Annotated in this window: 11 protein-coding genes; 9 read left to right on the top strand and 2 right to left on the bottom strand. The window is 34.6% G+C overall.

Annotated features, from left to right (window positions below; genetic code table 11):
* Positions 1–239 precede the first annotated feature (239 nt).
* The 4 genes from NY607_RS04435 to NY607_RS04420 all read left to right on the top strand — a co-directional run bounded on the left by NY607_RS04435 (position 240) and on the right by NY607_RS04420 (position 4,280).
* The gene (locus NY607_RS04435; protein ID WP_259419216.1) at positions 240–845 is read left to right on the top strand and encodes a TetR/AcrR family transcriptional regulator; all 606 of its coding nucleotides are present in this window, start codon (positions 240–242) and stop codon (positions 843–845) included.
* A 91-nt stretch (positions 846–936) separates the two neighbouring features.
* On the top strand, positions 937–1,914 hold the full coding sequence (locus NY607_RS04430; RefSeq protein WP_131519603.1) for a serine hydrolase domain-containing protein: 978 nt from the start codon (positions 937–939) through the stop codon (positions 1,912–1,914).
* Between the two features lie 658 nt (positions 1,915–2,572).
* Entirely contained in the window at positions 2,573–3,211 is a 639-nt protein-coding gene (locus NY607_RS04425) for a GntR family transcriptional regulator (protein WP_048391171.1), read from the top strand.
* Positions 3,212–3,230: 19 nt separating this feature from the next.
* Positions 3,231–4,280 carry a 2,3-butanediol dehydrogenase gene (locus NY607_RS04420; protein WP_131519604.1) on the top strand — a complete coding sequence of 350 codons (1,050 nt, stop codon included), beginning with the start codon at positions 3,231–3,233 and terminating at the stop codon, positions 4,278–4,280.
* A 119-nt stretch (positions 4,281–4,399) separates the two neighbouring features.
* On the opposite strand, the gene yiaA is transcribed toward NY607_RS04420, so the two are convergent.
* Complete coding sequence (gene yiaA / locus NY607_RS04415) at positions 4,400–4,870, bottom strand: inner membrane protein YiaA (RefSeq protein ID WP_237899902.1); 471 nt, start codon at positions 4,868–4,870, stop codon at positions 4,400–4,402.
* 431 nt (positions 4,871–5,301) lie between these two features.
* Positions 5,302–6,720: an aminotransferase-like domain-containing protein gene (locus NY607_RS04410; protein ID WP_237899904.1), complete on the bottom strand. Its 1,419-nt coding sequence runs from the start codon at positions 6,718–6,720 to the stop codon at positions 5,302–5,304.
* A 113-nt stretch (positions 6,721–6,833) separates the two neighbouring features.
* Here NY607_RS04410 and NY607_RS04405 point away from each other — a divergent pair, with 113 nt between their 5' ends.
* The 5 genes from NY607_RS04405 (at position 6,834) to NY607_RS04385 (ending at position 11,403) form a co-directional block, all read left to right on the top strand.
* The gene (locus tag NY607_RS04405) at positions 6,834–7,757 is read left to right on the top strand and encodes a DMT family transporter (RefSeq protein WP_259419215.1); all 924 of its coding nucleotides are present in this window, start codon (positions 6,834–6,836) and stop codon (positions 7,755–7,757) included.
* Positions 7,758–7,786: 29 nt separating this feature from the next.
* On the top strand, positions 7,787–8,440 hold the full coding sequence (locus NY607_RS04400; RefSeq protein WP_131520013.1) for an MBL fold metallo-hydrolase: 654 nt from the start codon (positions 7,787–7,789) through the stop codon (positions 8,438–8,440).
* A gap of 223 nt (positions 8,441–8,663) precedes the next feature.
* Complete coding sequence (locus NY607_RS04395) at positions 8,664–8,873, top strand: hypothetical protein (protein ID WP_131519608.1); 210 nt, start codon at positions 8,664–8,666, stop codon at positions 8,871–8,873.
* Between the two features lie 383 nt (positions 8,874–9,256).
* The gene (locus NY607_RS04390; RefSeq protein ID WP_131519609.1) at positions 9,257–10,189 is read left to right on the top strand and encodes an EamA family transporter; all 933 of its coding nucleotides are present in this window, start codon (positions 9,257–9,259) and stop codon (positions 10,187–10,189) included.
* Positions 10,190–10,398: 209 nt separating this feature from the next.
* Positions 10,399–11,403, top strand: coding sequence for an alpha/beta fold hydrolase (locus tag NY607_RS04385; protein WP_237899908.1), 1,005 nt, complete (start codon positions 10,399–10,401; stop codon positions 11,401–11,403).
* Positions 11,404–11,570 lie beyond the last annotated feature (167 nt).

The following is an 11,570-nucleotide window of genomic DNA, read 5'->3' as shown; positions in this document are numbered from 1 at the left end:
ATGAAGAGAAAAAAAGAAGGTGATGATTTTAAAAAATTTTAATCTAGGTGAAAAGCAGTCTGAATTAATTGGTAATTTAAAAATTTTCTGATGTAGAACAACTAATCATGAAAGGAGAGGAATTAGAGTTAATGTACTAACTATTAAACGAGTAAAGGGAAAGCTATAATCAGTTCTATTGACTTTATAATCTCAACAATTTACTATATAGACCAGTCATTATAAATTTGGAGGGGAAAATGCCTAGAAATCAAGAAAGTAAAATGAAAATTTTATCGACCGCGTCAACACTGTTTCAAAAACAAGGGTACCATGCTACTGGATTAAATCAAATTATTAAAGAGTCGGGTTGTCCAAAAGGTTCGCTTTATTATTATTTTCCTGAAGGCAAGGAGCAATTAGCGACAGAGGCAATTAACAGAACAAAAGATTTTGCTGCTCAAGCGTTGAGAAATTTATTTTCACAGCAGGATGATGTAATAAAAGCTTTAGAGTGTTTTTTTGGTCAATGTTTAAGCTTTAATCCAAAAATTGCACATGATGGAATTCCACTAGCACTTATTTCTTTGGAAACTTGGCATATGAGTGAGCAACTTCGTTTAGCATGCAAGAATGCTTATGAAGAACTTATCATGATAGTAAGAGAAAAGTTTATCCAGTCAAATTGGCCCCCTGAGGAAGCTACAGAAATGGCGTATTTAGTCTTTAGCATGATAGAAGGTGGTAGTATTATCTCACTCACTTACAAATCAAATGAGTCACTTAAAAGAATCTGTAAAAGTATCATAGAATTAATAAAGTTAAAGCAAAAGGAAATTCGCACGAATCTTAGAAATGAGCTTTAATCTCTCGTAAAGTTCGAAAGGAGGAAGTAGGTAAATGCCATTGGATAACATTTCAAGTAACTTATAGTACAAAATAAGGAGTGCTTGAAATTTGCTAAAATCATATATTCATTCATTTTTAAACTCAAAAGACGAGGGATTTAGTGGAAATATCATAGTGGTTGAACAAGGAGAAACAATATATAAAGAATCATTTGGAAAAGCCAATTATGAATGGGATATACCAAATACTGCTATTACAAAGTTTCGTATTGGATCTGTAACTAAAATCTTTACTGCCATTGCAATTTTAATACTAGTTGAAGAGCAAAAGTTGCAGTTGCATAATACTGTAGATAATTTTATTCCTAATTTTCCAAAGGGTGACCAAATTATGATCGAACATCTATTAACTCATACATCTGGCATTGGTAATATTACTGAACAACCTGATTTTTTATTAAAATCTTATCAGTTACAATCACCAGATGATTTAATAAATTGGATTATTTCTTGTTCATTCAAATCTATACCAGGGAAAGAGTTTAATTATTCTAATTCAGGATACATTGTATTAGGTAAGATTATAGAAATGATAAGTGGTTTAAGGTATGAAGAATTCCTTAAACAAAAGATTTTTCAGCCTTTATCGATGTTAAACACTGGTCTTGATTATAACGTGGCTATTCAAAAGTATAAAGCAAGCGGTTATGAGTTAGAAAAAAATAATATTTATCATGCTAGTTTCATCAATATGTCTAACACCTATTCAGCTGGAGGGTTAGTTTCTACAGTAGAAGATTTACAATTACTTGATGATGCAATTAAAAATAATTGTTTATTATCGAAAACTATAACAACTCAGATGCTTTCACCAGGTCGTTTTGGCAACGGATATGGATGGAACATTACTAAGACAAAAAAGAATAATACGCTCATTTTTCATCATGGAGGGATTAATGGTTTTACTTCCTCCTATTTAAGATTGATAGAAAGTGACGCAACAATTATTGTTTTAAGTAATATATCAACATTGTTAACATCAACTGTTGCCAATGAAATTGTTAGTTATATAGAGAATAGAGGCTAGGGGCACAGACCCTTTTTCATTTAAAGCTATTAAACTAGTACATCATCATATGAGAAGAAACACAATAACTTCTTAGGAGCTATGCCTAAGTCTTTTTGAAATAGTGTTAATGAAAGAAAAGTTATATATGTTCCTTTGGTTGCATTCGGTATGCAAAGTGTTGGTAAGCCCATGAATTGCAACAGATAAGCTTAGTGGCTCACAAAGCGCGACAGCCGTTAATGACCCAAAAACCTAGAAATATACATCATTAATAGACAAATCGCCCCAAACTTTATGGTCTAATCAATACCCAGAACAATCGAATCAAATCACTATAAAATGAATGGCACACAAATTGTTAGACAATAACTAGCAATTTGTGTGCATTTTTTATGGGTTAGTGTTGAGTAACTCATATCGCAAATTATCTCCATATACCAATCTGATCAACTTAACACCACCTTTTTTGCATTTATAAATTTTCTCTTAAAAGGTACTTGATATTATTTAGTTACCTACCCAAAACAAGATATTTGAAAGAAATGAGTTTATAGATTAAAATACTTTTATAGATTATCGATAATCTATAATCCATAATATATAACGCTTTTAGCTAATCACCCTATACACTGAACTATGTTAAAATAAAAGGATATAAATTTATTGGAGTGGTTTAATGGGGTTTGATGAAAATTCAATTTCAAAAAAAACAATTTCTGAGCAAATAGCTGAACGATTATTATTCCGCATATTTTCTGGCTACTATGAACAAGGTCAGCGCTTAATAGAGGCAGAAATTGCAAAGGAGTTACAAGTAAGTCATGCACCTGTCCGTGAGGCCCTTTATCTTTTACAAAAAGATGGGGTAGTTGAAAAAGTACAACATAAAGGTGTAAGAGTGAAGATTATAACGGATCAGGAATTAAAGGATTATTTGGAAGCGCTTTATCATCTATTGGATATTGCACTCACTAAGTGTGAATCTAAATGGACTGCCGATTTGCAAAATGAGCTATTATTTCGATTTGAAGCTATGAAACAAAGAAAGTCTGCTGAAAATATTTATGAATATGTTGTTTCGTTTGCCCACTTGTTACAATTGTTTTTTGATGTTACAGGAAATATTGCTATGCTACGATTCTTTAAAGAAACAATATTTGTTACAAATGTAGCTGCACAAACCAAATGGAAGATGAATCTAGTTGAATCCTATCATATGTCCATCAATACTTTTATCAAGTGTATAGAAGTGTCGGATTTTGATCATGCACGAGTAGCTATTAAGGATGTTATTTTATGGTACCAATTTAAATAATTTTATGGGGGTAACATAAATGAAAGCTGCAGTTTGGCATGGTGTGAAAGATATTAGAGTTGAAGAGGTTGAATTACGCGCTTTAAGAGAAGAAGAAGTGAAAGTAAAAGTAGCGTGGGCTGGTATTTGTGGAAGTGATTTGCATGAATACGAAGAAGGTCCGGTTTTCGTACCAGTTGATGAAAAAGCTGAATTAACAGGTGAAGTGGCCCCACTTACAATGGGACATGAATTTGCTGGTATCATCGAAGAAGTTGGCGCTAAGGTTACTGACTTTAAGGCTGGGGACCGAGTTGTCATCAATCCTACATTAACATATAGAAATAAACATGAAGAAGTCGATCGTTATGATGGATTTAACTTCATCGGTTTACATGGAAACGGTGGATTTGCAGAATATGTTAATGTCCCTGTAACGAATATACATCGTTTAGCAGATAACTTAACATTACAAGATGGTGCACTAGTAGAACCAATGGCTGTTGCTGTACAAGCTGTCAAAGATGCAGGGGTTACATTAGGTGATTCTGTTGCTGTATTTGGAGCTGGACCAATTGGATTATTAACAGTAATCGCTGCAAAAGCATCAGGTGCTAGTAAAGTTATCGTATTAGATTTATCCGATGATCGATTAGAAAAGGCAAAAGAATTAGGTGCAACCCATGCTATTAATTCAGGTAAAGAAAATCCTGTACAAGCAGTTCGTGCGATTGTTGCAGATGGGGTTGATGTATCCTTTGAGGTGGCAGGAGTTGCTCCTACCTTTAAACAAGCAATTGATGTAACAAAACCTCGTGGTAACATGATGATTGTGTCGATTTTTGCAAGACCAATCGAATGGAATCCAATGCAACTTACAAACACAGGTGTTAATGTATTATCATCCATTGTTTATACACCGTCAATTTTCCAAAGAACAATTGATGCAATGAGCGCTGGTCAACTAAATCCACAAGGAATCATCACAAGTCAAATTGAACTAGATGAGATTGTTGAAAAAGGATTCAAAACGTTAACAAATGACAAAACACAATCTAAAATTTTAGTCGAAATAAGCGGAGAAAAATAAAATTGAGAGGAGTATGGCTGATGACAGCCATGCTCTTTTTTTATAGTCTGGAGGCGTATGGAGCTTAAGAAAAAATGACAAAAGGAATCGAGAATGAACTTCTCGACTCTTTCAGTAACTTAATCTCTTTCCCTAGCTCTCTGTGTGTCTCTAATATTCTTTTGAACCGTGATGGATGCAAATAAACTTAGAACAAATGACATACCATAGAACCCTTTTTCGCTTAAAACAATACTTCCAGCATTATATAACCCAATGCCCATTAATGAAATAGATACAATAAGTGCAACCCAGCTAATACCATAATAAATACTAGTAACTGGTATTCCCTCTTCTTTATCTCTTACTGCTTTTTGTAAGGATATTGCTGAATAGAGTCCAAATATTAAAACAGCTAGGTAATATCCTTTTTCGTTTAGTTGCATCGTTGCATTAAACAAGCCTATAAAATATGCCGTAACACCTACTAACAATGCGCCCCAGGAAGCCCCCTTGAAAGCAGCAGTTGGTTCCCCCTCTTTTCTTTCTACTTTAACTTTCGGATCAGGCTGCTTTTCCTTATCTAATGAAGACTCATTTTGATTAGACAATATCTTTCTCCTCCTTCTATCACTGTATAAAAACATTCTATCATTCTACAGGGAGGTTATGAGAATAGAAATTTTTCTAAATCTCGCTCTTCAATAATAATTTGGCTGTTATTTTTACTGGAATATAGAGTTAATATGGCTTTCTTAAATCTGAAAGCACTCTTATCATTCCTTGGTCAAATTTTGTTCTACACCGAGAACAAATTTTTCCTGTGATTTGCTGCAATTCTTTTGAACAGATAAGAGCTAGGTGTATAACTTTTTTTCATATTATTCAAATAGACAGCTGAATATGTTAGGTGTATATGTCTGCCTGTTGTTGCTATGTCTACCGCTTATTACGATTCGTGCCACCGATGAAAAAATAATTGAAATGGTTGATAAAGCTGTGAATACCACCGTTTATAGATTTAATTAAATCGCTAGTCCGATCACTTAGAAAGCGATTGCGCCACTGTAACCAACTTTTTTACTCCTTCTCTTAGCTGTTTTTCGTTTGCATAGGAATAGCTTAAACGTATCCAGGAGGATTGTTGTTTTAATGGATCACAAACTTGACCTGGCACAAAGGAGATCGATTGTTCGATGCTTCTAGATAATAATAATTCAGTTGGAAGATCGTCTGGGAGCTGTACCCATAAATTGAGACCGCCTTTTGGACTGTTCCATCGCCAGCCTGTTACAGCTAGCTCTTCCTCCATAATTTCCTTTCGAATCTGTAGGGCAATCCGGATTTTCTCCAAATGTTGTTGCAATCTTAGTGAGGAGAAGTAATGGAGAAAAATTTTTTGATTGAGAAGTGGTGAGCCATTATCAGCTAGCGATTTTTCTGTTAATAGTGATTTCATTAATGATGATGGACAAATAACAGTTGCAATTCTCAAACCAGGAGAGATGTATTTGCAAAAGCTTCGGATATAAATGACTGTCCCAACACTATCAAATGTATAAATTGGAGGTGGTGGGGCTTGGTCAAAATAAATGTCGTGATAGGCATCGTCTTCTATTATTAGAAACCGATAGTGCTCAGCTAATTCCACTAATCTTTTGCGCTGCTCGACAGAAATCGTATAACCAGTTGGATTATGGAAGGTAGGGTTGAGATAAAATAGGCGTGGCTTGTATTTTTTAATATAGTATTCGACCTGTTCTAAATCGTAGCCCTCAGGGTGGATATCCACCGTAACTATCTGTGCTCCTTGTGCTTTAAAAATATCAATCGCAGCACTATAGCTTGGACGTTCAAATAAAACGACGTCTCTTGGCTTAATAAAAGCTTGAGCAATTAAGTGAATGGCTTGCTGTGAGCCAGACGTTATTAACAGTTCATCTGCACTCAAATGTGTTTTATAGTGGTTGATAAAATATTGGGTCAGTGTCTCACGTAGCTCTAAATCACCCTGCACCGTTGAGTAGGTTGCCAGTACTTTCGGATATAGGTCAAACACTTCCTTCACGTAATTTGAAAAATAGTGATTAGGCAAAAGATTGGGATCAATCAATGCCTGAGAAAAATGATAGGAAACAGATGGCTGATGGATTTCGGATAAATGATTTTTTTTTACGTATGCTGAAACAATGGGATTGTCCTGATCTAAACATTCAATATATTTTGTTACAATTGATTGGACAAAATAGCCTGATTTATCTTTTACATAAACTTTGTCATGCTGTTTTAATAGTTGATAAGCTTTTAATACCGTTAGCCGATGGACATTCATTTCAGATGCTAATTGCCGGACGGAGGGAAGCTTTTCATGTTCTTTCCATTCTTTACGCTCTATTCGGTCCAGTACATCATCATAGACTTTCTTAAAAAGATAATCTTCATTTTGATTTACTTTGCCCACATCGATTCCTCCTATTCAAACCGATTGTACCACGAACCAAATTGATCTGTTCTATCCTTTTTAATCTGTTCTATCCTACTTCTTTTATGATAGAAAAAGAGGAGGAGTTTGATATGGTAATGATTAATTATTTCTTTATGTGTTTGATTTTTGGGACAACATTTTTAGCAATTAAAGTTGGTGTTGATGCAGGAGTTCCTCCGTTTTTATCAGCTGGTCTTCGTTTTTTCATTGCCGGTTTACTACTATTTAGTTTTATGGTTTGGCGCGAAAAAACGACAATCCGGTTATTATTTCGAAAAGAAATGTTTTTTACAGGAGTGGCCTTAACCTTTGGAACGTTTGCCACATTATATTGGGCAGAACAGTATGTGACATCTGGAATCGCAGCTGTCTTATCTGCTACAGGTCCAATGATGATTATTGTTATTCAGACATTTATATTGAAGCAAAAAGGAGACCGAAAATCATTTATTGGTTGTGTTGTCGGAGTCATTGGTGTTACGTTCTTAATTTTACCTAGTTTTGCAATGGAGATTAGTCCCTTCTGGATGGTTGGTTGTTTCGCTATTATTTTAGGTGAAGTTTTCTATGCATCTGGAACAATTTATACGAAGCATGTCATCCAAAAATTTGGAACAACATCTCCAATTGCTTTAAATGCAGCACAAATGATGCATGGAGGTATTTTATTAATCATTTTGTCACTTTTTACTGAGAACATTCAGCTTCATTATCTTTTAAGTCCAGCTTCAATTGGTTCTCTTTTTTATTTAATTATTTTTGGTTCAATGATTGGTCACAGCATTTATTATTGGCTTGTGTCACGAACAAATCCTGTTTTTCCGTCCACATGGCTGTATATCTCACCAGTAATTGCCGTTATATTAGGTGTTACCTTCTATCATGAATATATTTCGTGGTTAACAGGAATAGGTACTCTGACGATTATTGTTGGAACGATTCTAGTCAATTTTGAAACATTGAGAGAGTTGCTTTGGCGGAAGAGGACTGTTCTTCAGGATATAAAAGAATAATAAAATCTAATCATAAAGGGGAAGAAATGATGAAAATTTCTAGGGGAGTAGAGATTCTGGAGCTTAAATTTAACGGAGCCTTCATTCATCCAACGCTTTTATGGGATCAGGAGATGGCTGTTTTAATTGATACTGGATGTTCAGGCCAAATGGGAGATTTACGTAAGGCAATGGAAGATGTAGGCGTGTCGTTCAACCAATTAAAAGTTGTGATTTTGACACATCAGGATATCGATCATATAGGCAGTCTTCCTGAAATATTGCAAAATTGCGGTAGTCATATAAAAATTTATGCGCACGAACTAGATAAGCCTTATATTCAGGGGGATTTACCGCTTTTGAAAGACGGGCACATAGAGAATCCACCCAAGGGGAAAGTGGATGAGACCTTGAAAGACGGTCAAGAACTACCATATTGTGGGGGAATACGAGTTATCCATACGCCAGGACATACGCCTGGCCATATTAGTTTATATTTGAAGCAAAGTAAAACGCTTGTTGCCGGCGATTCGATGTATAGTGTAAATGGTATATTGGGAGGGATTCATGTTCCAACCACTTTAGATATAGAGGTTGCTCAACAATCTTTAAAAAAATATGTAGACCTAGACATTGAATCGGTGATTTGTTATCACGGAGGATTATGCACGGTGGATATTAAAGAGCAGATACAAAAGCTTTGAATCTTAAAAATATTGATTAAAGATGAAGGTTCCTTAGAATTCCAAGTATTGGGAGGCAGCATGCAAGAGTATCACCACTAACACTAGTCAAAGGCTTGTCAAACATCTATTTTATTGTGAGCCAGGTCATGTTATAATGAGGCACTTAAGATACTTAAGCTCTTTTTATAACGGATGCCAAGAAAAGCCTCCGCGGAACGATTAAATATGGAGGTGTAAGGAAATGAATAAACGTTGGACGATTGGTGAAATTCAGAAATTTGTTGAGAACAATTCAGAAAGTAAGTTGCTAACGACTGAATACCATGGTTTTTCTCAAAAGCTACTATTTAAATGTGCATGTGGTACTAACTTTGAAAAAACATTTACGAAATTTAAAAATAAAAACCAACGAAAATGCGATATATGCCAACCGCCAAAAGAGTCACGTTAAACGTTTGCGGCCATTCTAATAATAGTAGTAAACAGTAAAAACATCTCACTTCTATGTTCTTTATAGAGGGGGATGTTTTTTTGATTGGATTATTACAGTATAAGATTTATGCTGAAGGAAATTGAGATAAAACATTCAATTTAACATTCTTTATTAATGAAATACAAAGATAAAAGCCAAACCCTTGAAACATGTGGGTTTTGTTTTTTTTATCATTTGTTAAAATTAGGTTTTCCTCTACGAGAGGATTCATTATTAACGAAAAAAAGATTGTAAAATAACAATCTGTGATATATATTGGAGATTATGATTTTTTTCGACATCTCAAAATCATAAACAAAATTTCATCAAGACAAGTTTTGAGAGGGAAGTGAATAATCAAGATGTATCTTTATCCCCTATTAGTAGTGATTGCAGCTAGTAGTTTTGGTATCGTTTCAACTATTATAAAACTGGCAATGCGTAGTGGCTTTTCTGTATCTGAGGCAGTTACAAGTCAGTTTTTTATCGGCTTTTGTATAGCAGTATGTATTTCCTTAGTTACAAATAGATCAAATTTTAGCTTTAAAGGCGTTAAAATCCTTCTGTTTGCAGGCATGTTAACAGGGTTAACAAATATTTTATATGGTCATTCTTTAAACTTTTTGCCTGCTTCCTTGGCAGTAGTATTACTGTTCCAATTTACATGGATTGGTATGCTGATTTCTTGTATCACAAAACGGCAATTTCCAAGTAGAATTGAATTCATCTCTTTAATTATATTAGTAGCTGGAACCATACCAGCTGCAGGCATAATTGATGTTGATTTGTCTCAAATACCTTTTCAAGGGTGGTTATGGGGTTTAGCAGCTGCTCTTTGTTACTCCTTATTTTTATATGTAAACGGAAAGACAACCGCAAGTATGACAACCTCTAATCGCTTAGTATTGGTTTCTTTCTTCGCTTTCATGACGACTGCGGCTTTTCAGTCTCCAGAAATTATTTGGAATGGCACTTTGTTTAACGAAGGACTGTGGATTTATGGTTTAGCATTGGGGTTATTTGGCATGATTATACCAGTTTTCTTATTCACAATTGCAGTGCCTAAAGTGGGATTAGGTATGTCATCCATATTGAGTGCTGTTGAATTGCCAATCGCAGTGATGGTATCAGTTATCCTCTTAAGCGAAACGGTTACAACTTTGCAAATAGCAGGTATTGTCATAATCGTTATCGGTATCAGTTTACCAACTTTGCTTGATAGAGATGGATTGTTAGGAAACGTTAAGACTAAATATAAAAAATCCGACAAAGTAGCAAAAGGATCTTCGATTTGAAGATCCTTTTTTTCATGTCAATTAAGCAATGTCATAGCAAAAGAATTATTGGGTCCTTTCTGTATTTATTTAATGACGTACTATTTTTTTGTTCATACGCTGTTCATATTGTTGTCATAGGCAGTACACCTTCATTGTATAAGCTAACCTTAGCGGTTTATAAAAGTAGCCGAGATAGATTGATAGGGTGAAGAGTATGAAAGGGAGGTGTGGCACGAGAAGAAAGGAAAATACAGTTATCGCTTGCTGTTCTATACCCTCGTGCCAATATAATGAAAAAAACGATAACCTTTATAAGTAAAATAGTAGTAGGTTTAATTATAGCCATATTACTTTTATTAGCGGTTGTTTTCCTTGTTCATATTGTTTGTAGCAAAATGGAGCAAGGAAAACTAGAAACTTATGGTCAGTCTGTCACCGTAGATGGGAAAAAAATGAATGTTCTTATCCAGGGAGAAGGAGAAGAAACTGTCGTACTCTTACCTGGTTATGGAACAGCAGCACCAGCACTTGATTTTCAACTACTAGTAGATGAACTATCTCCATTTTACAAGGTTGTAGTCATTGAGCCTTTTGGTTATGGATTAAGTGCTCTTACGGAAAAAGAAAGAAGCACTGAGAATATTGTTAGTGAAATCCATGAAGCATTACAGCGTCTTCAAATTGAGCGTTATATTCTAATGGGTCACTCCATTTCAGGCCTTTACGGATTGGATTATGTGAACAAATATCCAAACGAAGTAAGTGCATTTGTCGGGCTGGATAGTAGTGTTCCAACGATAAGTGAAAGAAAGATTGAATCTTCAGTAATAACTACTTTAAAACTACTAAAAAAATCAGGTTTAGCTAGATTGCAGGTGAAGCTTAGCGATGACCCATATGCTGAACTACCCTATGATGAGAAAACAAAAGAACAAATGAAAATTCTTAAGCACAAAAATATGTATAATCTCAGCCAGTTAAATGAAGCTGAAATGATGTATGCTAACTTTAAAGCGGCTGAAAGTTTAACATTCCCCAAAAATCTTCCAGTTATTTTCTTTATACAAGAGAAGCATCCAGTAACGGACAGATGGATACCAGAGCATAAAAAACAAATAGCTAATTCTGTCCATGGGAAAGTAATGACATTTGAAGGGGATCATTACTTATATCGTACAAAAGCAAAAGAAATCGTTGAAGACTTTAGAGAATTTATGAAAGAGATAAAGTGAATGTTCTAAGAAAGATTTTTCATTTCTAAATGGAAAAAAACAGATTTCATTATTGTATTGCTTAATAGTGAAGTATTTTGTGCATATGAGCAGCAAGCATATTATTATAGACCTAATTATTAACAAATAACCAGGCACTCAAATGAGAACCTGGTCTTTTTTTGTGA

The sequence above is a fragment of the Lysinibacillus sp. A4 genome (assembly GCF_024919535.1).
In the GTDB taxonomy this organism is placed as follows: domain Bacteria; phylum Bacillota; class Bacilli; order Bacillales_A; family Planococcaceae; genus Lysinibacillus; species Lysinibacillus capsici.
Note: the sequence above shows the minus strand (reverse complement) of the source record. Positions and strands in the feature narration are given on the sequence as shown.

Coding starts and splice junctions, on each gene's coding strand:
- NY607_RS04435 (WP_259419216.1), top strand. CDS start 240: ATGCCTAGAAATCAAGAAAGTAAAATGAAAATTTTATCGACCGCGTCA.
- NY607_RS04400 (WP_131520013.1), top strand. CDS start 7,787: ATGAAAATTTCTAGGGGAGTAGAGATTCTGGAGCTTAAATTTAACGGA.
- NY607_RS04420 (WP_131519604.1), top strand. CDS start 3,231: ATGAAAGCTGCAGTTTGGCATGGTGTGAAAGATATTAGAGTTGAAGAG.
- NY607_RS04405 (WP_259419215.1), top strand. CDS start 6,834: ATGGTAATGATTAATTATTTCTTTATGTGTTTGATTTTTGGGACAACA.
- NY607_RS04425 (WP_048391171.1), top strand. CDS start 2,573: ATGGGGTTTGATGAAAATTCAATTTCAAAAAAAACAATTTCTGAGCAA.
- NY607_RS04390 (WP_131519609.1), top strand. CDS start 9,257: ATGTATCTTTATCCCCTATTAGTAGTGATTGCAGCTAGTAGTTTTGGT.
- NY607_RS04395 (WP_131519608.1), top strand. CDS start 8,664: ATGAATAAACGTTGGACGATTGGTGAAATTCAGAAATTTGTTGAGAAC.